Below are 23,695 nucleotides of genomic sequence, written 5' to 3'. Positions count from 1 at the left end.
GGCCTTCGCGGCGGACCTGCTCTGGTACTGGGGCGCGGCGGTGCGGCAGGGCGCCCTGTGCGCGGCGGTCCTGGCACCCCAGGACGGACCCGTCGTCGCCGGTTGCACGGTGCGGGAGCTGACCGTCCCGGCGGAATCGCGGACCGTGGCCGCCTTCCGGGCCGAGGCGGAACGCGCGGAAGGCCCGTACTTCGGCGGGGAGCAGATCCTCACCGAGGTGGAACTGCCCCTGGGACCGGCCCTGCGCGTGCACCGCCAGGAGCCGACGGAGCCGGACGCGGACAGCGGAACCATCGTGGAGGGAGTGGCCCACTACGTCCTGCCGCGGCAGCACCCCACCGCGCTGGAATGCCGGCTGCTGTGGACGTCCCTGGGGCTCGGCGCGGAACTCGTCAAGGTCGCCGACGAACTGGCGGGCTCACTCCGCCTGGCGTGACGGGGCGGAACCCCGGCGCCTGCCGAACACATCCCCCAGCCCGAACCGCTCCCAGGGGACCATCGCCAGCGGCATCCAGCTGAACCCGACGGCGAACACGGCCACGACGGTGGTGAGCTGAGCCGGGAGGAACCACCCCAGCTGGGCGACGAGCAACGCCACGACCAGCAGGCAGACGTCGAACGCCAGCACGGCCAGCACCTTGCGTGCCGCGGCTCCCGGGCCGACCCGGGGCGTGTCCTCGTTCCCCCGCACCATGCCGAAGAGGATCACCGGCAGCATCAGCCCGGTCAGCCCGCCGCTCGCGATGCCTCCTACGACCAGGGCGTTGTTCCCGTCGTCGGGCACGATGCTCGACAGCGGGGCCGCGTCCACCGCCCCGCCCAGCAGGGCCACGGCCGCGAACGCGCCGAGCGTCGCCGTCGCCAGCACGAGGAGCATGCCCGCTCCGAAGGCCACGTTTGCGGCAAAGGAGCGCTGCGGACGCCGCGCCTCAGGCCGTTCGGCCCCCGACTCAGCGGACATGGACTCTCCCCTTCCCGTGTGGGGTCCGCTAGAGGATAACGGGGCCCCGTTCCGCGGGCTTTCCCGGTGTGGAAAACTGCCCGGGTTGCGCATGTGAACAACTGTGCCCAGTGGGCGGTGGGGGAGCGGTGAGATGAGTAAGCGGCAGACACAGAAGATGCTGCGGCTGATGGCGAGCGGAGAACCGGTCGAGCTCACCAGCCCGATGGCGTCCGTGAAGAAGCTCGCCCGGCTGGCCTTCGTCGCCCAGCAGTTCGGCTACGAGTACGCGGATGTCCGGCAGAGCAGCGGCCGCAACGGCGCGCTCACCATGCTGATCCTGCCCGACCCCAGCCCGCAGGCCCGGGCCCGGGCCGCACAGAACTGGGCGCAGTACCCCAATGCGTCCGACGGCGTCTCCCTTCCGCCGCTCGTGCCGGACGCCTTCGAACTCCTCAAGGCCCGCATCAACTTCGACCTCACCGGCAAGAACGCCGAGAAGCGCATGGGCTACGGGGCGCTCGGCGTCACGATCGGCTGCGTGGTCCTCGCCTTCCGGTCCGGCGGTGAGTCCTTCGATTTCATCGCGGCGGGTGTGGTGTGGCTCGTGATCATGGCGATCCTCGGCATCGGGCTGCTGGTCACGCGCAAGCGCAACACCAAGTTCGCCGCGCGCCTGCAGGCGGCCGGCTTCATGCCGGTGACCGAGGAGAACGGACGGGTGCGGTACCTGCCGCCCGGGGCGCAGACGCCCGGGCACGGCAATCCGTTCGGGGGAGGGCCGTACGGCGGCGGGCAGGCGGCCGGGACGCCGGGGTACGCGGGTGCGCCGGGGCAGCCGGGCGGGATGCCTGCTCCGGCCGCGGGCGCCCCCGCGGGTTACGGACAGCAGGCGCCGGGGCCGTATGCCCAGCCGGCGCCGGGCCCGTACCCCGGGCAGCCGGCCCCCGGCCCATACCCCGGGCAGCATGCCCCCGGCCCGTACGGAGGTCAGCCCGCCGCGGGGCCGTACCCCGGGCAGCATGCCCCCGGTCCGTACGGAGGTCAGCCCGCCGCGGGCCCGTACCCCGGGCAGCCCGCCCAGGGCCCGTACCCCGCGCAGCCCGCCCCCGGCCCATACCCCGGGCAGCCGGCGCCGGGCCCGTACGGAGGCCCGCCGGCCCCCGGCCCGTACGCCCAGCCCTACCCCCAGCAGCAACCGCCTCACAGCGGGCAGAATCCTCCCGGGCAGCCCCCGCAACGCTGACAGACGCCACCGAACCTCTCATCCCGCCCCAGGCCGGGGTGAGAGCAAAGTTCCCTCGCGGTCACCCGCTGGCACAGTCACGAAACGCGTCCTCCCTACCTTCGGGATTCAGCACTCACAGAACGACCGAGTCCCGGAGCAAGTGGAGGCGTCATGACAGGCCCTGGCACGGCACCCGCACCCCCGAACAGGGGCGGACGCTGGATCCAGCACTGGGATCCGGAAAACGAGACCTTCTGGAAGGAGACGGGCGAGAAGATCGCCCGCCGGAACCTCTTCTTCTCCGTGCTCTCCGAGCACATCGGGTTCTCGATCTGGACCCTGTGGTCCGTTCTGGTCCTCTTCATGGGCCCGGAGTACGGGCTGACCCCCGCCGACAAGTTCATGCTGACCTCGATGGTCACGCTCGTCGGCGCCGTCGTCCGCGTCCCCTACACCTTCGCCGTCGCGATCTTCGGCGGCCGGAACTGGACGATCATCTCCGCCGGCCTCCTCCTCGTCCCGAGCGTCGCCGCGTTCATGGTGATGGAGCCGGGCACCTCCTTCTCCACCTTCCTCCTCGTCGGCCTGCTCGCGGGCATCGGCGGCGGCAACTTCGCCTCCTCGATGACCAACATCAACGCCTTCTTCCCGCTGCGGAAGAAGGGCTGGGCCCTCGGCCTGAACGCGGGCGGCGGCAACATCGGCGTACCGGTGATCCAGCTGGCCGCGCTCGCGATCATCGGGGCCGGCGGCGGGCCGCGCGTGCTGCTCGGGATCTACATCCCGCTGATCCTCGTCGCCGCCGTCATGGCCGCGCTCTTCATGGACAACCTCGAGAACGTGAAGAACGACACCGGTGCCGCCAAGGACGCCGCGCGGGACGCCCACACGTGGATCATGTCCTTCCTCTACATCGGCACCTTCGGCTCGTTCATCGGATACAGCTTCGCTTTCGGGCAGGTCCTGCAGAACCAGTTCGGACGCACCCCGCTGGAGGCGGCGTACGTCACCTTCATCGGTCCGCTCCTCGGCTCGCTGATCCGGCCCCTGGGCGGCTGGATGGCCGACAAGTACGGCGGCGCGAAGATCAGCCTGTGGAACTACGTCGGCATGGGCGTCGCCACGGCGGTCCTGATCGGTGCCTCGATGCAGAAGTCGCTGGCGCTGTTCACCACGGCGTTCGTGGTGCTGTTCGTGCTCAGCGGGCTCGGCAACGGCTCGACGTTCAAGATGATCCCGGGCATCTTCCAGAACAAGGCCCTCGCCAAGGGACTGCAGGGCGAGGCGGCCGCGGCCTACGGACGCCGCCTCTCCGGCGCCTCCATGGGACTCATCGGCGCGGTGGGCGCGCTCGGCGGCGTCGGCATCAACCTCGCCTTCCGCCAGTCCTTCCTCTCCTACGGTTCCGGCACCGGGGCGTTCGTCGCCTTCCTCGCCTTCTACGCGGTCTGCTTCGCGGTCACCTGGTCCGTATACCTTCGCCGTACGACCCCCCTGGTACCCGCCACGACGGCGACCTCGGACGCGGAGCCGCAGCTCAGCTACGCCAAGGTCTGACGCTGTGCTGACCCGGGGGACAACCCCCGGACCCCCGGCCGAAGCCCGCAGCCGTCGATCCGGCGGAGAGCGGCATCGGTAACACCGTCGACATCATGCCGATCCGAGCCTGTCACGAGCCGTTGACAGGCTCGATCGGCATGTAGGTACGCCGTACCCACGAAGTACGACGACTCGAGTGCGGGACGAGAGCCATGTACGAGGAAGAACAGCGACCGGACCACGGGCCCCTGGCGGGTTTCACCGTGGGTGTGACGGCCGCGCGCCGGGCCGATGAGCTGGGGACGCTGCTCCAGCGGCGCGGTGCCGCCGTCATGCACGCCCCTGCCCTGCGGATCGTGCAGCTCGCCGACGACAGTGAACTGCTGGGCGCGACGAAGGAGCTCATCCGCCAGGTGCCGGACATCGTGGTCGCCACGACCGCGATCGGCTTCCGGGGCTGGGTCGAGGCCGCCGACGGCTGGGGGCTCGGCGACGATCTGCTGTCACGGCTCGGCGGCGTGCGGATCCTCGCGCGCGGGCCCAAGGTGAAGGGCGCGGTCCGGGCCGCCGGGCTGACGGAGGAGTGGTCGCCGTCGTCGGAGTCCATGGCCGAGGTGCTCGACCGGCTGCTGGAGGAGGGCGTCGACGGGCGGCGCATCGCGATCCAGCTGCACGGTGAGCCGCTGCCCGGGTTCGTGGAGGCGCTGCGCGAGGGCGGGGCCGAGGTCGTGGGCGTGCCCGTCTACCGGTGGATGCCGCCGGAGGACATCGCCCCGGTGGACCGCCTGCTGGACGCGGCGGTCTCCCGGGGCGTGGACGCCCTGACCTTCACCAGCGCCCCGGCCGCGGCCTCCCTGCTCTCCCGGGCGGAGGAGCGCGGGATGCTCCCCGAGGTGCTGGAGGCCCTGAGCCACGACGTGCTGTCGGCCTGCGTGGGCCCGGTCACCGCCCTGCCGCTGCAGTCCCGCGGCATCGACACGATCCAGCCCGAGCGCTTCCGGCTCGGCCCCCTGGTCCAGCTCCTGTGCAAGGAACTGCCCGGCCGGGCCCGCGCGCTGCCGATCGCCGGGCACCGGGTGGAGATCCGCGGCCACGCCGTCCTGGTCGACGGCGACCTCAAGCCCGTGCCGCCCGCCGGCATGTCCCTGCTCCGCGCCCTCTCCCGCCGCCCCGGCTGGGTGGTCGCCCGCGCGGAACTCCTGCGCGCCCTGCCCGGCTCCGGCCGCGACGAGCACGCGGTCGAGACGGCCATGGCCCGTCTGCGCACGGCCCTCGGCACCCCGAAACTGATCCAGACGGTGGTCAAACGGGGGTACCGCCTCGCCCTGGACCCGGCGGCGGACACGAAGTACGCGGACGCGTGAGCGCGTCCGCGGGTTGAGCGGGATACCGCCACGCGAAGCCGTCCCTGACACGAGCGGCCCGTGCGAGGGGTTTCCGGCGCGGGAGTGGGCAGGCACTGTAAGAGGGAACGGTTTCCCAGCCCTCTCACTGGCACCTCACCGAACCCTCGCGACCGGGGTGCACCCCTAGGCGGTGACAGGCACATGGCACTGGGTACGGCCACGGCCCCGTACGAGCTGCGCTTCGATGCCGGACGGATCTGCCTCGACCTGCTCTCCACCACGCATCCGGAGGAACGGCTCGGCTCCGTGGACGTGCTGCGCGCCTGGATCACCGGCTCCGGGCTGGTCCCGGCGGACACCGCCCTGGCCCACGCCGACGCCGCCTGGCTGGTCGCCTTCCGCGAACTGCGCGGCCAGGTCGACCGGTTGGTGCGCGGCTGGCCCGGATCCGGAGCCCGGGCCTACGACTTCGCGCTCGCGCGCGTCAACGACCTCGCCCGTACCGCGCCGCCCGCCCCGCGCGCGGTCCGCGGGGGAGACGGCGAACTCGTACGGCGGTTGGACGGCCCGCCCGGTTGCCCCGCCCTGCTCGCGGCCGTCGCCCGGGACGCCGTGGACCTGCTGACCGACCCCGTCGCCCGCGCGGCCCTGCGCCAGTGCGAGGGCGACAACTGCCCGATCGTGTACCTCGACACCTCCCGGGGGCGCAGGAGGCGCTGGTGCTCCAGCGAGGTCTGCGGGAACCGCGAACGGGTCGCCCGGCATCGCCGCCGCGCGGCACTCACTCGCGCTTAAGTCCCTTTTGCCCCTCGGATCAAGACCATTGGGTGGTCGCCGCCCCCAATTCCCCTGTCCTAAATGCGACTTCCGTGGACGCGCTGTCGAAGTGATTTCGATTACATGCCGTTTACCTACGCACCCGTAGGGAAAGCCTGGCTTGATCTCGTCGATGTGGCGGAAATGTAAAGAATGCGGGGTGGGAATGTGCTCCCATGTCCCCCTCGTCACGTCACTTCGAAGAAATCTGTCACGCCACTTTGAACGCTCAACACCTCGCGTCCGTACGGCATGGGGAGCGACCGACTGGGGGAACCCCCGGACACCGGAGGTGGGCGTGCGCAAGGATTCCGTCGTGGCCAATGAACGTGCACCGAGGGCCCGACATCGCATGTCCCAGCCCTCGGAACCCGACGAGGAGCTGATGCGTGCGCTCTACCGCGAACACGCCGGACCCCTGCTTGCGTATGTCCTGCGCCTGGTCGCCGGAGACCGGCAGCGCGCCGAGGACGTCGTGCAGGAGACGCTCATCCGTGCCTGGAAGAACGCCGGTCAGCTCAATCGGGCGACCGGATCGGTACGCCCCTGGCTGGTGACGGTCGCCCGGCGCATCGTCATCGACGGCCACCGCAGCCGGCAGGCCCGGCCGCAGGAGGTCGACCCGTCGCCGCTGGAGGTCATCCCCGCGGAGGACGAGATCGACAAGGCGCTGTGGCTGATGACTCTGTCGGACGCACTCGACGACCTGACCCCCGCCCACCGGGAGGTGCTCGTCGAGACGTACTTCAAGGGGCGTACCGTCAATGAGGCGGCCGAAACCCTGGGCATACCCAGCGGAACCGTCCGCTCCAGGGTGTTCTACGCCCTGCGTTCGATGAAGCTGGCACTGGAGGAGCGGGGGGTGACGGCGTGATGAGTGTTTACGGGGGTAACCAGGGGTTCGGTACGGGAGGCATGGGTATGTCTGGACCCATGCAGGGATCTCCGGTGCCGAACGAGCACGAGACCGTCGGCGCCTACGCTCTCGGCATCCTCGACGACGCCGAAGCAACCGCTTTCGAAGCCCACCTCGCGACCTGTGAATGGTGCGCCCAGCAGCTCGACGAGCTGGCCGGCATGGAGCCGATGCTCGCCGCCCTCGCCGACCTCCCCGGTTCCGGCAGCACACCCGCGATCGGCGAGTCGCTGTCCGCGAAGCCCCGGCCGCGCCTGGTGGAGAAGCTGGTCGACGAGGTCGCCGACCGCCGCGCCCAGAAGCGCCGCCGCAGTTTCTACATGGTGGCCGCGGCCGGCGCGCTGATCATCGGCGGCCCCTTCGTCGCGGTCGCGACGAACAGCGGCGGTGACGGCGGCGGCGCGGAGAACCGCCCCCTCGCGGCCAGCCCCGCCAAGGAAGCTTTCGACGGCATCTCCGACAAGATCTCGGCCACCGACCCGAGCACCAAGGTCACCGCGACGGTCGCCCTCCAGAAGAAGGACTGGGGGACGGGCGTGGTCACGGAGCTGAAGAACGTCAAGGGCCCGCTGAAGTGCGCCCTCGTCGCGGTCGGCAAGAACGGCGAGCGGGAGACCCTGTCCTCCTGGTCCGTCCCGGAATGGGGCTACGGTCTGCCGGACGCCAAGTCCGAGAAGGCCAAGGAGCCCCTGTACGTCCAGGGCGGCGCCGCCTTCGAGCCGAACGAGATCGATCATTTCGAGGTAGTGACCTTCGACGGCAAGCGGCTGGTCGAGGTCGACGCGTAGCCTTACCGGGTCCCCTTCGCGTACGGTGGACGGCTGCCCAGCACGTCAGAAGGGGGCCCGGTGGCCGCTCAGGCTCAACAGGAAACCGCGCTCGACTCCCTGAGAGACAGAGAGATCAGCGTCGAACAGGAACACCTGGACCGGGTGTACCGGCGCCTCGAGGAGAAGATCCACGAGGCCGAGTTCCTCATGAACGACGCGGCCCAGCGCGGCCAGGTCGGCACGCCCGGCGCGCTCGCCGAGCGGGACGCCCAGGTCTTCCGGGCCGGCATACACCTCAGCCGGCTGAACAACGAGTTTGAGGACTTCCTCTTCGGCCGCATCGACCTGCTGCGCGGCAAGGACGGCAAGAAGGGCCCCGACGGCGCGTACACCGCCGTGGAGCCCGCCGAGGGCGCGGTCCGGGAGGACAACACCGCCGACATCGCCGAGACGCTGCACATCGGCCGCATCGGCGTCCTCGACCAGGACTACGCCCCGCTGGTCATCGACTGGCGGGCCCCGGCCGCCGCCCCCTTCTACCGGTCGACGCCCGTCGACCCCGGCCGGGTCGTCCGCCGCCGGGTCATCCGCTCCAAGGGCCGCAAGGTGCTCGGCGTCGAGGACGACCTGATGCGCCCCGAGCTGACGGCCTTCCTCGACGGCGACGAACTGCCCGTCATCGGCGACGGTGCCCTGATGGCCGCGCTCGGCCAGGCCCGCAGCCACACCATGCGCGACATCGTCGCCTCCATCCAGGCCGAGCAGGACCTGGTCATCCGCGCCCCCGCCGCCTCCGTGACGTACGTCGAGGGCGGCCCCGGCACCGGCAAGACCGCCGTCGCCCTGCACCGCGCGGCCTACCTCCTCTACCAGGACCGGCGCCGGTACGCGGGCGGCATCCTGATCGTCTCGCCGACCCCGCTGCTCGTCGCCTACACCGAGGGCGTGCTGCCCTCCCTCGGCGAGGAGGGCCAGGTCGCCATCCGCGCCATCGGTTCACTCGTCGACGGCGCCGAGGCCACGCTCTACGACTCCCCGTCCGTGGCCCGCGCCAAGGGCTCGTCCCGCATGCTCAAGGTGCTGCGCAAGGCCGCGCGCGGAGCCCTGGAGCTGAACGATTCACCGGCCCGGCTGCGCGTGGTCGCCTTCGGCCGCCGCCTGGAGCTGGAGGCCGAGCAGCTGGCGGACATCCGCCGCGCCGCCCTCGGCGGCACCGCCCCCGTCAACCTGCTGCGTCCCCGCGCCCGCAAGCTCCTCCTGGACGCCCTGTGGGAGCAGTCCGGCGCGGCCGGCCGGCACACCGACCCGGAGCTCGCCGCCGAGCTGCGCTCCTCCTTCGACGAGGACATCACCTCCGAGGACGCCTTCATCGCCTTCCTCGACGCCTGGTGGCCGGAGCTGACCCCGGCGGCCGTCCTGGACGCCATGGCCGACGAGCGGCGCCTCGGCCGCTGGGCCCGGCGGATCCTCAACCCCGGCGAGATCCGCAAGGTCGCCCGCTCCCTCAGGCGCGACGGCCACTCGGTGCACGACATCGCGATGCTCGACGAACTCCAGGCCGTCCTCGGGGCCCCGGCCCGGCCCCGGAAGAGGCGCGAACTCGACCCGCTCGACCAGCTCACCGGCCTGGAGGAGCTGATGCCGGTGCGCGAGGAGTCGCAGCGCGAGCGTGCCGAGCGCCTCGCGCAGGAGCGCACCGAGTACGCGCACGTCATCGTCGACGAGGCCCAGGACCTCACCCCGATGCAGTGGCGCATGGTCGGCCGCCGCGGCCGGCACGCCACCTGGACGGTCGTCGGCGACCCGGCCCAGTCCTCCTGGTCCGACCCGGACGAGGCCGCCGAGGCCCGCGACGAGGCCCTCGGTACCCGCCCGCGCCGCCGCTTCGAACTCACCGTGAACTACCGCAACCCGGCCGAGATCGCCGAGCTCGCCTCGAAGGTGCTGGCCCTGGCCATGCCCGGCTCCCCGTCCCCGAAGGCGGTCCGCTCCACCGGCGTCGAGCCGCGCTTCACGGTCGTACGCGACACCTTGGCCGAAACCGTCCGTGCCGAGGCGGCCCGGCTGCTGGAGCGCGTCGACGGCACGGTCGGCGTGGTCGTCGCCATGCAGCGCCGCGAGGAGGCCCGGCGCTGGCTCGCCGGGCTCGGCGACCGGGTGGTGGCACTCGGCAGCCTGGAGGCCAAGGGCCTGGAGTACGACGCGACGGTCGTGGTCTCCCCGGCGGAGATCGCCGACGAGTCCCCGGCCGGTCTGCGTGTGCTCTACGTCGCACTGACCCGGGCCACCCAGCAGCTCACGGTCGTCTCGGCGGACCGGGACGAGCCGGACGCGGCGGGAGTACCGGACCTGCTCAGGGACTGATCCGCCCGTCCGGCGGGACCGCGCCCCGATACCCAGTTGCCGGCGAAATGAACTCCCGGTACGGGAATGGCCTTACGGGATCTGTTTGTTAGCCTGGACGTGGCACCGGCCCGATCCAAGCCCCCGGGCCCAACCATCGTCGCTACGAGCGACCACTTGCCGCGAGGCGAGCATGGCGGGTCGGTGCCACCTGACTTCCGAAGAGACCCACGTCCATATGTGACGTGGGTCTCTTTTTGCTGGCCTGTTCCGCGAACAAAACGTTCGCAATCGAGGGTGGCTACCTGCTACTCAGCGGTAGGTGCGACGATCGGACGGCACAACTCAGCGTCAGGTGAAAGCAGAGGAAGTCGGCCATGGCAACGGCGCCCAGCGTCTCCTACTCGATGACGGTCCGGCTGGAGGTGCCCGCGAGCGGAACCGCCGTCTCGCAGCTCACCACCGCCGTGGAGTCCTCCGGAGGCTCGGTGACCGGCCTCGACGTCACCGCATCCGGTCACGAGAAGCTCCGTATCGACGTCACCATCGCGGCCTCGTCGACCGCGCACGCGGACGAGATCGTCGAGGAACTCCGCGGCATCGAGGGCGTCACGCTGGGCAAGGTCTCGGACCGGACCTTCCTCATGCACCTCGGCGGCAAGATCGAGATGGCGTCGAAGCACCCCATCCGCAACCGTGACGACCTGTCCATGGTCTACACGCCGGGCGTGGCCCGCGTCTGCATGGCGATCGCCGAGAACCCCGAGGACGCCCGCCGCCTCACCATCAAGCGCAACTCCGTTGCGGTCGTGACGGACGGCTCGGCCGTGCTGGGCCTGGGCAACATCGGCCCGAAGGCGGCCCTGCCGGTCATGGAGGGCAAGGCGGCCCTCTTCAAGCGGTTCGCCGGCATCGACGCCTGGCCGATCTGCCTCGACACCCAGGACACCGACGCGATCGTCGAGATCGTCAAGGCGATCGCCCCGGGCTTCGCGGGCATCAACCTGGAGGACATCTCCGCCCCCCGCTGCTTCGAGATCGAGGCCCGGCTGCGCGAGGCCCTCGACATCCCCGTCTTCCACGACGACCAGCACGGCACCGCGATCGTCGTCCTCGCCGCCCTCACGAACGCCCTGCGCGTCACGGGCAAGGCGATCGAGAACATCCGGGTCGTCATGTCCGGCGCCGGCGCGGCCGGTACGGCCATCCTGAAGCTGCTGCTGGCCGCGGGCGTCAAGAACGCCGTCGTCGCCGACATCCACGGCGTCGTGCACGCCGGCCGCGAGGACCTGGTGGACGCCGCCCCGGACTCGGCGCTGCGCTGGATCGCCGACAACACCAACCCCGAGGGCCTCACCGGCACGCTCAAGGAGGCCGTGCGCGGCGCCGACGTCTTCATCGGCGTCTCGGCCCCGAACGTCCTGGACGGCGACGACGTGGCCGCCATGGCCGACGGCGCCATCGTGTTCGCGCTCGCGAACCCGGACCCCGAGGTCGACCCGGCAATCGCCCGTCAGACCGCGGCTGTTGTGGCCACCGGCCGTTCCGACTTCCCGAACCAGATCAACAACGTGCTGGTCTTCCCGGGTGTCTTCCGCGGTCTGCTGGACGCCCAGTCCCGCACGGTCAACACCGAGATGATGCTGGCCGCCGCGACCGCCCTGGCGGACGTGGTGACCGAGGACGAGCTGAACCCGAACTACATCATCCCGAGCGTCTTCAACGACAAGGTCGCGGGCGCGGTCGCCGGAGCGGTCCGGGAGGCCGCGAAGGCGGTCGGCGCGGCGGCGACGACCTCGCAGCCGTAGGGCGACAGCCCTGCGGCCGCTGTGAGGATTGCCACGACTGGCCTGGCAACGGCGCGTCGGGGAACCCGACCCCTTGGGCCGCCCTCTATCGTGTCGGCCAGGCTCAGGCCCTCTTCGTGTGACTCCCAAGGGTGTTCTCACGACTCCTGCGGGTGCCGGATTGGCTTTCCCGCCGCAGGTAGAGGCAGGATGCGTCCCTGGGCGCGAGGGTCTGGCGACGGACCCGGGTCCGGGGACTCACGGAGGACCCTGGCAGCATCGGCTTCGATCTGACGCCTCAACGGCAAGATGAACACGGGAGTAACAACATGAACCGCAGTGAGCTGGTGGCCGCGCTGGCCGACCGCGCCGAGGTGACCCGCAAGGACGCCGACGCCGTGCTGGCCGCGTTCGCCGACGTGGTCGGCGACATCGTCTCCAAGGGGGACGAGAAGGTCACCATCCCCGGCTTCCTGACCTTCGAGCGCACCCACCGTGCCGCTCGCACCGCCCGCAACCCGCAGACCGGCGAGCCCATCCAGATCCCCGCCGGTTACAGCGTGAAGGTCTCCGCGGGCTCGAAGCTCAAGGAAGCCGCGAAGGGCAAGTAACCCTGCCGTTCGTACGCCCATGGTGTGCGAACCACAGTGAGTGACATCAAAGGGGCGGCCACCCGAACCGGGTGGCCGCCCCTTTGGCGTCACTGCCTGCGCCGCTACCCGAGCGCCTTGCCCGGCAGCTCGACCTTCGCACCGAGCTCCACGAGCTTCTCCATGAAGTTCTCGTAGCCGCGGTTGATCAGGCCGATGCCGTGGACGCGGGACGTGCCCTGGGCCGCCAGCGCCGCGATGAGGTACGAGAAGCCGCCGCGGAGGTCGGGGATGACCAGATCGGCGCCCTGGAGCTTGGTGGGGCCGGAGACGACGGCCGAGTGCAGGAAGTTGCGCTGGCCGAAGCGGCAGTTCGAGCCGCCCAGGCACTCGCGGTAGAGCTGGATGTGCGCGCCCATCTGGTTCAGGGCGGAGGTGAAGCCGAGGCGGGACTCGTAGACCGTCTCGTGGATGATGGACAGGCCCGTGGCCTGGGTCAGGGCCACCACCAGCGGCTGCTGCCAGTCGGTCTGGAAGCCGGGGTGGACGTCCGTCTCCAGCGCGATGGACTTCAGCTGGCCGCCGGGGTGCCAGAAGCGGATGCCCTCGTCGTCGATCTCGAAGGCCCCGCCCACCTTCCGGTAGGTGTTCAGGAACGTCATCATCGAGCGCTGCTGGGCGCCGCGGACGTAGATGTCGCCCTCGGTCGCCAGCGCGGCGGACGCCCAGGACGCGGCCTCCAGGCGGTCGGACAGGGCGCGGTGGTTGTAGCCGCCGAGCTGGTCCACACCGGTGATGCGGATCGTCCGGTCGGTGTCCATCGCGATGATGGCGCCCATCTTCTGAAGGACGCAGATCAGGTCCTCGATCTCCGGCTCGACAGCCGCGTTCGAGAGCTCGGTGACGCCCTCGGCGAGCACCGCCGTCAGCAGCACCTGCTCGGTCGCGCCGACGGACGGGTACGGCAGCCGGATCTTCGTGCCCCGCAGGCGCTGCGGGGCCTCCAGGTACTGCCCGTCCGCCCGCTTCTCGATCCGCGCACCGAACTGCCGCAGCACGTCGAAGTGGAAGTCGATGGGCCGGCCGCCGATGTCGCAGCCGCCGAGACCCGGGATGAACGCGTGGCCGAGGCGGTGCAGGAGCGGGCCGCAGAAGAGGATCGGAATCCGGCTCGAACCCGCGTGGGCATCGATGTCAGCGACGTTCGCGCTCTCCACGCGCGTCGGATCCATCACCAGTTCGCCGGGTTCGTCCCCCGGACGGACCGTCACGCCGTGCAGCTGCAACAGACCCCGTACGACCCGTACGTCACGGATGTCCGGAACATTGCGGAGGCGGCTCGGGGCGCTGCCCAGCAGCGCTGCCACCATTGCCTTCGGTACGAGGTTCTTCGCACCGCGGACACGGATCTCGCCCTCCAGCGGGGTTCCGCCGTGGACAAGCAGGACATCGTCGTTGACGGTCATGAATCTCGCGTTCCGTGGAGTCGGGCAGGGGCCAGGAGGGAAAGGGTAATCGCCCTCCACCCCCCTTCCGTAAGCCTGAGTCAGACCCAGCCACGTCATAGCTCTGTCACAACACGAACGGTTCCGTGCCGGGCACGTGGGGTCACGGTCACGTCCGTGCGCCCGGGACGCATCGGTGTGCCCCTGAGCTGCGTTCACCCGCGCCCCCGCATTGGCTCCCCAGAGGGAGGGAAGATGCGGGATCATGTCTGGCATGACCGAGGTGTCCTCGCTCACAGGGCGGCTGCTCGTGGCCACGCCCGCCCTGGCGGACCCGAACTTCGACCGCGCGGTGGTGCTGCTCCTCGACCACGACGAGGAGGGCTCTCTCGGTGTCGTCCTCAATCGCCCCACTCCGGTGGACGTGGACGACATCCTGGAGGGCTGGGGGGATCTCGCCGGCGAGCCCGGCGTCGTGTTCCAGGGCGGCCCGGTGTCGCTGGACTCGGCCCTCGGGGTCGCCGTCGTCCCCGGCGGGGCGTCCGGGGAGGCCGCGCCGCTGGGCTGGCGCCGGGTGCACGGCGCGATCGGGCTGGTCGATCTGGAGGCCCCGCCGGAACTGCTGGCCTCTGCCCTCGGCTCCCTGCGGATCTTCGCCGGATACGCCGGCTGGGGCCCCGGTCAGCTGGAGGACGAGCTGGTGGACGGCGCGTGGTACGTCGTCGAGTCCGAGCCCGGCGACGTGTCCTCGCCGTCCCCGGAGAGACTCTGGCGCGAGGTGCTGCGCCGCCAGCGCAACGAGCTGGCGATGGTGGCGACGTACCCGGACGACCCTTCGCTCAACTGATGGCTGTGACCTTCAGTACCCTTGGGCCTATGAGCACTCTCGAGCCCGAGCGCGGGACTGGTACGGGGACCCTCGTAGAGCCGACGCCGCAGACCTCCCACGGTGACGGTGACCACGAGCGCTTCGCCCACTACGTCCAGAAGGACAAGATCATGGCGAGCGCCCTCGACGGCACCCCCGTCGTGGCGCTGTGCGGCAAGGTCTGGGTGCCGGGCCGCGACCCGAAGAAGTACCCGGTGTGTCCCATGTGCAAGGAGATCTACGAGTCCATGGGCTCCGGCGACGACGACAAGGGCAAGGGCGACAAGTAGGCCCGGCCCGCGTGGCGTAAGCCTCCAGGGTGTGTTTCGCGCGCCCTGGGGGCTTTTGTGCTGTTCATGCAGACCCTAGAAGGACTGACATGACCGAACTGATTCCGAAGCCCCGCGGCGTCGTCGCCGCCACCGGCGAGGTGCGGCTGACGGCGCACTCCCGGCTCTGCGCCTGCACCGGGACGCAGGGCGTCGGCCACTGGCTGAGCACCGTTCTCCGGCAGGCCACCGGCCTGCCGTTGCGCGAGGGGCGGGAACTCGACGACGCCGGCGGCATCGGGCTCCGGCTCGCCCCCGGGCTCGGTCCCGAGGAGTACCGCCTCGTCAGCGACCGGAACGGCGTCCTCATCGAGGGCGGCAGCGCGGCCGGTGTCTTCTGGGGCGCCCAGACGCTGCGGCAGCTTCTCGGCCCCGACGCGTACCGCAGGGCCCCGATCAGTCGCGACCGCGCCTGGGCCGTGCCGTACCTCACGATCGAGGACGCCCCCCGATTCCGCTGGCGCGGCCTGATGCTCGACGTCGCCCGGCACTTCATGCCCAAGGAAGGCGTCCTGCGCTCTCTCGATCTGATGGCGGCGCACAAACTCAACGTCTTCCACTTCCATCTGACGGACGACCAGGGCTGGCGCATCCAGATCGAGCGGCATCCACGGCTGACCGAGATCGGCTCCTGGCGGGCGCGGACGAAAACCGGCCATCGGGCCTCACCCCTGTGGGACGAGAAGCCGCACGGCGGCTACTACACCCAGGACGACATCCGGGAGATCGTCGCCTACGCCGCCGAGCGGCATATCACCGTCGTCCCCGAAATCGACGTGCCCGGCCACTCGCAGGCCGCCATCGCCGCGTACCCGGAACTCGGCAACACCGACGTCATCGACACCAGCACCCTCTCCGTATGGGACACCTGGGGGATCAACCCGAACGTACTCGCCCCCACTGACAGCACCCTGCGCTTCTACGAGGGCGTCTTCGAGGAAGTACTGGAGCTGTTCCCGTCGGAGTTCGTCCATGTCGGCGGCGACGAATGCCCCAAGGACCAGTGGCGGCGGTCCGCGACCGCCCAGGCGCGCATCAGGGAACTCGGGCTCGCCGACGAGGACGAGCTCCAGTCCTGGTTCATCGGGCACTTCGGCAACTGGCTCTCCGCGCGCGGGCGCCGGCTGATCGGCTGGGACGAGATCCTTCAGGGCGGCCTGGCCGACGGCGCGGCCGTGTCCTCCTGGCGGGGCTACGCCGGGGGCATCGCCGCCGCCCGGGCCGGCCACGACGTCGTCATGTGCCCCGAGCAGCAGGTGTATCTGGACCACCGTCAGGACCCGGGCCCCGACGAGCCGGTACCGATCGGGTGGGTGCGCACCCTGGAGGACGTCTACCGGTTCGAGCCCGTGCCGCCGGAGTTGACGCCCGAGGAGGCCCGGCACGTGCTCGGCACCCAGGCCAACGTGTGGACCGAGGTGATGGAGGACCACGCACGCGTGGACTACCAGACGTTCCCCCGGCTCGCGGCCTTCGCCGAGGTCGCGTGGAGCGCCCTGCCCGCCCCGGCGGAACGGGACTTCGCCGATTTCGAGCGCCGCATGACCGCCCACTACCGGCGGCTCGACGCCCTCGGCGTCGCCTACCGGCCACCCGCGGGTCCGCTGCCCTGGCAGCGGCGTCCAGGGGTGCTGGGCCGCCCGAAGGACGGCCCGCCGCCCAGCCGGTAGCACCGGGCCGCCGCTACCGAACAGCTCGAACAGGCCACGGAAAAAGCGCACAAGAGTCACCGAAAGTGCCAATCGGAACGCACTGGTGAACCCGTGAGAAAACGGACCATCTCGCCGGTGAGGTGGGCGAATGCCTCCTAGCGGACCCGTGTCCTCGGCTCTCGCCAAGATGTGCCAGAGTTGCCACGTCCGCCCTGTCAGCACGTACCGTACGGCAGCACAGGTGGGACCAGGTGGGGCAGCGGGAAGGGGCAGCCGGTTTGACCACGCACACACCGCAGGCGGCGCAGGCCGTCACGCTGCCCACGACGCTGGACGAGGCCGTCGCGGCACTCACCGCCGTGCCCGCCGCCGTGCCCGTCGCGGGCGGCACCGACCTGATGGCCGCCGTCAACTCCGGGCAGCTCAGGCCCGCCGCCCTGGTGGGACTCGGCAAGATCAGCGAGATCCGCGGCTGGCAGTACCTCGACGGACACGCGCTGCTCGGCGCGGGCCTCACGCACGCGCGCATGGGCCGCCCCGACTTCGCGGCCCTGATCCCGGCGCTCGCCGCCGCCGCGCGCGCCGCGGGCCCGCCGCACATCCGCAACGCGGGCACCCTGGGCGGCAACATCGCCTCGGCCGCCCCCACCGGGGACGCGCTGCCGGTGCTGGCCGCCCTGGAGGCGACCCTGATCATCGCGGGCCCGGGCGGGGCCCGCCGGGAGATCCCGGTGTCGCACCTGCTGGCCGGGATGGACATGCTGCGCGCCGGCGAACTCATCGGCTACGTGCGCGTGCCGCTGCTGCACGCCCCGCAGGTCTTCCTGAAGGCGACCGGCCGTACCGGCCCGGGGCGCGCGGTGGCGTCCGTGGCCCTGGTCCTGGACCCCGCGCGCCGGGGAGTGCGCTGCGCGGTGGGCGCCATAGCGCCGATGCCGCTGCGGCCCCTGGAGGCCGAGCAGTGGGTCGGCCGGCTCATCGACTGGGACAACAACCGCGCGCTCGTGCCGGAGGCGCTGAGCGCCTTCGGGGAGTACGTCGCCGCGGCCTGCATCCCCGACGCGGCCCCGGCCGAGGACGGCTCCGTACCGCAGCTCCCGCCCGCCGTACTGCACCTGCGGCGCACCGTCGCCGCGCTGGCCCGACGAGCACTGGGGAGGGCGCTGTCGTGACCGACGACCAGCACGGAGAGGGCACGCCCCGGGGCGGGAGCCGCTGGGACCCGCTGCCCCAGGGCGAGTACGACGACGGCGCCACCGCCTTCGTCGAACTCCCCGAGGGGGGCGTCGACGCCCTGCTGGCCGCCCACAGTCCCCTCGCCGCGCCCGGCCACGGCTACGTACCGCCGCAGATTGCGGTCGATCCCGCCACGACCGCCGGAACCGACCCGGCAGCGGCCCCCGGCGCGTGGCCGGTGCCCGGCGCGCCCGTCGACGGCGCCCAGTGGCACGACCCGCACGGCGCCCACCAGCAGCCCGGGCACGACACGGGGGAGCAGTCGTACGGCTCACAGGCGCCGTACGGATCCGGCACGCCCTACGGCTCCGACGCGCAAGCAGGGCGGCACGGCGCGAACGACCGCTTCACGTACAACCCGGGCGCCACCGGGCAGTGGAACTTCGAGGAGGCCGCGGCGGCGGAGACCGCGCCCGGCCATGACGTGACCGGGCAGTGGTCCATCCCCGTCGCCGGGGGCGACCTCCCGGACGAGTCGGGCGAGTTCACCACGTCCTCGCTGGTCGAGCAGTGGGGCGGCACCCCACCGCCGACGCTGCCGGGCGGCGCGCCCGCACCGTGGGCGACCCAGGCGGCGGGCCGGCCGTGGGGCCGGCAGGTCCCGCAGGACACGGCGGGGCAGGAGCAGACCGGCCCGGGCTATCCGCACGAGCAGGGCGGCGGGCACGGTTCCGGAAACGAGCAGGGACACGGGCAGGGACACGGGCAGCCGGGTGCTGCCGGACCGGCCTCCGAGTACGCACCGGTTCCGGGCGCGCGCAGCGCCCACGCCACGGAGCAGCAGCCCGCCGGGCCCATGCCGCAGGAGGCGGACCCGACGGCCGGCCACGCCCCGGGAGCGACCGACGGCACCGGTCACGCGCCGCAGCGGCCGGAGGTTGCAGGGCAGACGCCGGAGGCGTCCGGCTTCGACGGCCACGGGCGGGAACCGTCCGGGTTCGACGGCCATGGGCAGGAGCCGTCCGGGTTCGACGGTCACGCGCAGGAGTCGTCCGGGTTCGACGGCCATGGGCGGGAGTCGTCCGGGTTCGGCGGTCACGGGCAGGCAGCGGCCGGGTCGGGTGGTCATGGACCGGAGCTGTCCGGGGCGGGCGGCCACGGGTCGGAGATGCCCGGTGCCGGTCACGCACCCCAGCCGTCCGACGGCGCCGATCACGCGGCGGAACAGCCGGAGTTTGCCGACCACGGGTCGGATCCGTCCGCCTTCGCCGGCCACCGCCCGGAGCAGCCGGCTTTCACCGACCACGGTTCGGACCCGCACGGCTTCACGGAGCACGGCCCGGAGCCGCACGGCGTGCCCGGTCAGGACCCGGAGTCGCAGGGTGTGGCCGGCCACGGCTCGGATCCGCACGGTGCAACCGGCCACGGCTCGGACCAGTCCGCCTACGCGGACCACGGTTCGCAGCCGTCCGCGTTCGCCGACCACCGCCCGGAGCAGCCGGCATTCGCCGACCACGGGTCGGACCCGCACGGCGTGCCCGGCCACGGCCCGGAGTCGCACGGGGTGCCCGGCCACGGGTCGGAGGCCTCCGGCCCACCCGGACGCGGTCCGGAGTCGCAGGGCGCAACCGGCCACGGGCCGGACCAGTCCGCCTTCGCGGACCACGGCTCGGAGCAGTCCGCCTTCGCGGACCACGGCTCCGAGTCGTCCGACTTCGCCGAACACCGCCCGCAGCCGCACGCCTTCACCGACCACCACGGTCCCGAGCCCTCCGGCTCCCCCGGCCACGGCCCGGACCAGTCGGGCGCGCCCACCCCCGGCCCCGAGCCCTCCGGCCCGCCCGGACACGCACCGCAGCCCCCGGGCCCTGTCGGTGAGCCGACCGAGCACCACCCCGGGGCAGCCGCGAACAATCCCGAACGGTCCGCCTCCCCCCAGCCGTACGCCGAGGCCCCGGAAGAGACCTCCGGAGAGCCCGCGCACGACGAGGCGCACGCGGATGCCGCCGCGCACCCGCAGACCGCCCAGGAAGCCTCACAGGACGCTCCCGGCGCCGGTGAGGCCGCAGAGGGCGCTGACGCCCCTGCCGAGCCGTCCGCCGGGACCCTCCCGGCCGAGGCGGACCCGGAGGCCGCCGACGGCGAGACCCCGAACGACCCGGCGCCGCAGGACCCGTCAGCCCTCTCGCAGGACCCGCACGACGCGGGCGACACCGAGGGCGAGGCGTCCCAGGACGCGCCCTCCACCGTCCCGCAGGAGGAACACCCCCTCGCCTCTTTCGTCCTGCGCGTCAACGGCACCGACCGCCCCGTCACCGACGCGTGGATCGGCGAGTCCCTGCTGTACGTGCTGCGTGAGCGGCTCGGACTCGCGGGGGCCAAGGACGGCTGCTCGCAGGGCGAGTGCGGCGCGTGCAACGTCCAGGTCGACGGGCGGCTCGTCGCGTCCTGCCTGGTCCCGGCCGTGACCGCCGCCGGCAGCGAGGTCCGTACCGTCGAGGGCCTGGCCGCCGACGGCCGGCCGTCGGACGTGCAGCGGGCGCTCGCGCGCTGCGGCGCCGTGCAGTGCGGCTTCTGCGTACCCGGCATGGCGATGACCGTGCACGACCTCCTGGAGGGCAACCCGGCGCCCAGCGAGCTGGAGACCCGCCAGGCGCTGTGCGGCAACCTGTGCCGCTGCTCCGGCTACCGGGGCGTGGTGGACGCCGTGAAGGAGGTCGTCGCCGAGCGCCAGGCACACAGCGCGCCCGCCGACGGCGACCCGGACCAGGCCCGTATCCCGCACCAGGCGGGCCCGGGCGCCGGCGGCGTCAACGCGTCGGCCTTCGGCTCGCCCCCGGAACCGCACGCTCCCGATCCGCACGCTCCCGATCCGCACGCCCCGAACCCGCACGCTCCGGACCCGCACACCCCAGACCCTCATGACCAGCCCTACGGCCAGGACGGAGGCCCCGCGTGAGCAACGAAGCAGCCACCGCGCAGGCCGCACAGGCCGCGGAGGCCGCCCCCGCCCCCGAACCGCTGCCGCACGGCCTGGGCGCCTCCCTCCCGGCCGCCGACGCCCGCGCCAAGACGGAGGGCACCTTCCCCTACGCCGCCGACCTGTGGGCCGAGGGCCTGCTGTGGGCGGCCGTGCTGCGCTCACCGCACCCGCACGCGCGCATCGTGTCCATCGACACCTCCCACGCGCGCGAGATGCCCGGCGTCCGCGCCGTCGTCACCCACGAGGACGTTCCCGGCAGCCCGCTGCACGGCCGCGGCACGGCCGACCGCCCGGTCTTCGCCTCCGAGGTCGTGCGCCACCACGGCGAGCCCATCGCCGCCGTCGCCGCCGACCACCCGGACACCGCGCGGATGGCCGCCGCCGCCGTCATCGTCGAGTACGAGGTGCTCGACCCGGTGACCGACCCGGAACAGGCCTTCGAGGCGGAGCCGTTGCACCCCGACGGCAACCTGATCCGGCACATCCCGCTGCGCCACGGCGACCCGGAGGCGGCCGGCGAGATCGTCGTCGAGGGCCTGTACCGCATCGGCCGCCAGGACCCCGCGCCCATCGGCGCCGAGGCGGGCCTGGCCGTACCGCGCCCCGACGGCGGTGTGGAGCTGTACCTCGCCTCCACCGACCCGCACGCCGACCGCGACACGGCCGCCGCCGCCTTCGCCCTGGAACCCGAGCGCGTCAAGGTCGTCGTCACCGGTGTCCCCGGCGCCACGGCCGACCGCGAGGACCAGGGCTTCCAGCTCCCGCTCGGCCTGCTGGCGCTGCGCACCGGCTGTCCGGTGAAACTCACGGCCACGCGCGAGGAGTCCTTCCTCGGCCACACCCATCGGCACCCCACCCTGCTGCGCTACCGCCACCACGCCGACGCCGAGGGCAGACTCGTGAAGGTGGAGGCGCAGATCCTGCTCGACGCGGGCGCCTACGCCGACACCTCCGCCGACGCCCTGGCCGCCGCCGTCGCGTTCGCCTGCGGCCCGTACGTCGTCCCGAACGCCTTCATCGAGGGCTGGGCCGTACGCACCAACAACCCCCCGTCCGGCCATGTGCGCGGCGAGGGCGCCATGCAGGTCTGCGCCGCCTACGAGGCGCAGATGGACAAGATCGCCAAGAAGCTCGGCATCGACCCGGCCGAGGTGCGGCTGCGCAACGCCATGGCGACGGGCGACGTGCTGCCGACCGGCCAGACCGTGACCTGCCCGGCCCCCGTCGCCGAACTGCTCCAGGCCGTGCGGGACTTCCCGCTCCCGCCGCTGCCCAAGGACACGCCCGAGGAGGAGTGGCTGCTGCCCGGCGGCCCCGAGGGCGCGGGCGAACCGGGCGCGGTGCGCCGGGGCGTGGGCTACGGCGTGGGCATGGTGCACATGCTCGGCGCCGAGGGCGCGGACGAGGTCTCCACGGCGACCGTGAAGGTCCACGACGGTGTGGCGACGGTGCTGTGCGCGGCCGTCGAGACCGGCCAGGGCTTCACGACCCTGGCCCGGCAGATCGTGCAGGAGACGCTCGGCATAGACGAGGTGCACGTGGCGCCGGTCGACACCGACCAGCCCCCGGCGGGCGCGGCATGCCACGGCCGGCACACCTGGGTGTCGGGCGGCGCGGTGGAGCGCGCGGCCAAGATGGTCCGTACGCAGCTCCTCCAGCCGCTCGCCCACAAGTTCGGCATGTCCACGGAGCTGCTCCAGATCACCGACGGCAAGATCACGTCGTACGACGGCGTCCTGTCGACGACCGTCACCGAGGCGCTGGACGGCAAGGAACTGTGGGCCACCGCCCAGTGCCGCCCGCACCCGACCGAGCCGCTGAACGAGGCCGGCCAGGGCGACGCGTTCGTCGGCATGTCCTTCTGCGCGATCCGCGCGGTGGTGGACGTCGACATCGAGATCGGTTCCGTACGGGTCGTGGAACTGGCCGTCGCCCAGGACGTGGGGCGGGTCCTGAACCCGGCCCAGCTGGCCGCCCGGATCGAGGCGGGCGTGACCCAGGGCCTGGGCATCGCGCTGACCGAGAACCTGCGCACCCCGCGCGGCCTGATCCGCCACCCGGACCTGACCGGTTACGCCCTCCCGACGGCCCTCGACGCGCCCGACATCCGCATCGTCAGGCTGGTCGAGGAGCGGGACGTCGTCGCCCCCTTCGGGGCGAAGGCGGTCAGCGCGGTGCCGGTGGTGACGTCCCCGGCGGCCATCGCGTCCGCCGTACGGGCCGCCACGGGCCGCCCCGTGAACCGGCTGCCGATCCGCCCGCAGGCGGCGGTGGTCACGGAACGGGCCTGACGCCCGTGCTCGACGGAGTCGTCCTGGTCACCGGGGTGATGGCGGCCGGCAAGTCGACGGTCGCCCAGGCGCTGGCGGAGACCCTGCCGCGAGCGGTGCACGTCAGGGGTGACCTGTTCCGGCGCATGATCGTGTCCGGGCGCGAGGAGTACGCCCCCGGCGCCGGGGACGAGGCCCGGGCCCAACTCCGGCTCCGGTACCGCCTGTCGGCGGCGACGGCGGACGCGTACGCCGAGGCCGGGTTCACGGCCGTCGTGCAGGACGTGGTGCTGGGCGAGGACCTGAGGACCTACGTCGGTCTGGTGCGCACCCGCCCCCTGTACGTGGTCGTCCTGGCGCCGCGCATCGAGGCCGTGGCCGCCCGGGAGGCGGAACGGGGGAAGACCGGGTACGGCGGCGCCTGGACGATCGAGGCGCTGGACGAGGCACTGCACGCTCAAACCCCTCGCATCGGACTCTGGCTCGACACCACGGAACTGACGGTGCGCCGGACGGTGGAGGAGATTCTGGCGGAAAGGCAACGCGCGAGGGTGCTCTGAGCGTCCTGTGGGGTGGACGCGTGTGGTCGCCGGGCGCGCGTCGCTGTTCCGGGGCGTTGTCAGTGGTGGGGCGTACTGTTCTGGGCAGTGGGGGACGGCTGCCGGGCCTGGCCGGGCGGACTGCCGTGCTCCGCCAG

General features: G+C 72.3%; 19 protein-coding genes. 17 read left to right on the top strand and 2 right to left on the bottom strand.

Going from position 1 to position 23,695, the window contains the following annotated elements:
- The first annotated feature begins 40 nt into the window (after positions 1-40).
- The gene (locus QF034_RS15330) at positions 41-436 is read left to right on the top strand and encodes a hypothetical protein (protein ID WP_307175494.1); all 396 of its coding nucleotides are present in this window, start codon (positions 41-43) and stop codon (positions 434-436) included.
- Here QF034_RS15330 and QF034_RS15325 read toward each other — a convergent pair.
- Positions 419-961, bottom strand: a complete 543-nt coding sequence (locus tag QF034_RS15325; RefSeq protein ID WP_307175493.1) for a hypothetical protein — start codon at positions 959-961, stop codon at positions 419-421. The two genes, QF034_RS15330 and QF034_RS15325, sit on opposite strands and share 18 nt — an antisense overlap.
- Positions 962-1,094: 133 nt before the next feature.
- On the opposite strand from QF034_RS15325, the gene QF034_RS15320 reads away from it, so the two are divergent.
- The 9 genes from QF034_RS15320 to QF034_RS15280 all read left to right on the top strand — a co-directional run bounded on the left by QF034_RS15320 (position 1,095) and on the right by QF034_RS15280 (position 12,296).
- Positions 1,095-2,186 carry a hypothetical protein gene (locus QF034_RS15320; RefSeq protein ID WP_307175492.1) on the top strand — a complete coding sequence of 364 codons (1,092 nt, stop codon included), beginning with the start codon at positions 1,095-1,097 and terminating at the stop codon, positions 2,184-2,186.
- 153 nt (positions 2,187-2,339) lie between these two features.
- Complete coding sequence (locus tag QF034_RS15315) at positions 2,340-3,725, top strand: nitrate/nitrite transporter (RefSeq protein ID WP_307175491.1); 1,386 nt, start codon at positions 2,340-2,342, stop codon at positions 3,723-3,725.
- 194 nt (positions 3,726-3,919) lie between these two features.
- Positions 3,920-5,071 (top strand): uroporphyrinogen-III synthase, encoded by a 1,152-nt coding sequence (locus QF034_RS15310; RefSeq protein WP_307175490.1) that lies wholly within the window; start codon positions 3,920-3,922, stop codon positions 5,069-5,071.
- A 183-nt stretch (positions 5,072-5,254) separates the two neighbouring features.
- Positions 5,255-5,848 carry a CGNR zinc finger domain-containing protein gene (locus QF034_RS15305; RefSeq protein ID WP_307175489.1) on the top strand — a complete coding sequence of 198 codons (594 nt, stop codon included), beginning with the start codon at positions 5,255-5,257 and terminating at the stop codon, positions 5,846-5,848.
- A gap of 373 nt (positions 5,849-6,221) precedes the next feature.
- On the top strand, positions 6,222-6,743 hold the full coding sequence (locus QF034_RS15300) for a sigma-70 family RNA polymerase sigma factor (RefSeq protein WP_010039908.1): 522 nt from the start codon (positions 6,222-6,224) through the stop codon (positions 6,741-6,743).
- Positions 6,743-7,573: an anti-sigma factor family protein gene (locus tag QF034_RS15295; protein ID WP_307175488.1), complete on the top strand. Its 831-nt coding sequence runs from the start codon at positions 6,743-6,745 to the stop codon at positions 7,571-7,573. Before QF034_RS15300 ends, QF034_RS15295 begins: the two co-directional genes overlap by 1 nt.
- Positions 7,574-7,633: 60 nt before the next feature.
- Positions 7,634-9,919: a HelD family protein gene (locus QF034_RS15290; RefSeq protein WP_307175487.1), complete on the top strand. Its 2,286-nt coding sequence runs from the start codon at positions 7,634-7,636 to the stop codon at positions 9,917-9,919.
- 356 nt (positions 9,920-10,275) lie between these two features.
- Complete coding sequence (locus tag QF034_RS15285; protein WP_010039911.1) at positions 10,276-11,706, top strand: NAD-dependent malic enzyme; 1,431 nt, start codon at positions 10,276-10,278, stop codon at positions 11,704-11,706.
- A gap of 308 nt (positions 11,707-12,014) precedes the next feature.
- Complete coding sequence (locus QF034_RS15280) at positions 12,015-12,296, top strand: HU family DNA-binding protein (protein WP_003990598.1); 282 nt, start codon at positions 12,015-12,017, stop codon at positions 12,294-12,296.
- Between the two features lie 104 nt (positions 12,297-12,400).
- Here QF034_RS15280 and murA read toward each other — a convergent pair whose 3' ends face one another.
- Positions 12,401-13,741: a UDP-N-acetylglucosamine 1-carboxyvinyltransferase gene (gene murA, locus QF034_RS15275; RefSeq protein ID WP_086561623.1), complete on the bottom strand. Its 1,341-nt coding sequence runs from the start codon at positions 13,739-13,741 to the stop codon at positions 12,401-12,403.
- Between the two features lie 253 nt (positions 13,742-13,994).
- Between murA and QF034_RS15270 the strand changes: the two genes are divergently transcribed.
- The 7 genes from QF034_RS15270 to QF034_RS15240 all read left to right on the top strand — a co-directional run bounded on the left by QF034_RS15270 (position 13,995) and on the right by QF034_RS15240 (position 23,558).
- Complete coding sequence (locus QF034_RS15270; protein ID WP_307175486.1) at positions 13,995-14,567, top strand: YqgE/AlgH family protein; 573 nt, start codon at positions 13,995-13,997, stop codon at positions 14,565-14,567.
- A gap of 29 nt (positions 14,568-14,596) precedes the next feature.
- Positions 14,597-14,878, top strand: a complete 282-nt coding sequence (locus QF034_RS15265) for a DUF3039 domain-containing protein (RefSeq protein ID WP_010039914.1) — start codon at positions 14,597-14,599, stop codon at positions 14,876-14,878.
- A gap of 89 nt (positions 14,879-14,967) precedes the next feature.
- Positions 14,968-16,587 carry a beta-N-acetylhexosaminidase gene (locus QF034_RS15260; protein WP_307175485.1) on the top strand — a complete coding sequence of 540 codons (1,620 nt, stop codon included), beginning with the start codon at positions 14,968-14,970 and terminating at the stop codon, positions 16,585-16,587.
- 260 nt (positions 16,588-16,847) lie between these two features.
- Positions 16,848-17,741, top strand: a complete 894-nt coding sequence (locus QF034_RS15255) for an FAD binding domain-containing protein (RefSeq protein WP_307175484.1) — start codon at positions 16,848-16,850, stop codon at positions 17,739-17,741.
- A complete protein-coding gene (locus QF034_RS15250; protein WP_307175483.1) occupies positions 17,738-20,704 on the top strand; it encodes a 2Fe-2S iron-sulfur cluster-binding protein in 2,967 nt (988 codons plus the stop codon). The genes QF034_RS15255 and QF034_RS15250 overlap by 4 nt, the downstream gene beginning before the upstream one ends.
- Entirely contained in the window at positions 20,701-23,019 is a 2,319-nt protein-coding gene (locus QF034_RS15245) for a xanthine dehydrogenase family protein molybdopterin-binding subunit (protein WP_307175482.1), read from the top strand. The genes QF034_RS15250 and QF034_RS15245 overlap by 4 nt, the downstream gene beginning before the upstream one ends.
- 5 nt (positions 23,020-23,024) lie before the next feature.
- Positions 23,025-23,558, top strand: coding sequence for an AAA family ATPase (locus QF034_RS15240; protein WP_307175481.1), 534 nt, complete (start codon positions 23,025-23,027; stop codon positions 23,556-23,558).
- The last annotated feature ends 137 nt before the right edge of the window (positions 23,559-23,695 follow it).

It is taken from the genome of Streptomyces africanus, from assembly GCF_030816955.1.
GTDB classification, from domain to species: Bacteria; Actinomycetota; Actinomycetes; order Streptomycetales; family Streptomycetaceae; genus Streptomyces; species Streptomyces africanus.
This window is presented reverse-complemented; position numbering and strand designations above follow the sequence as displayed.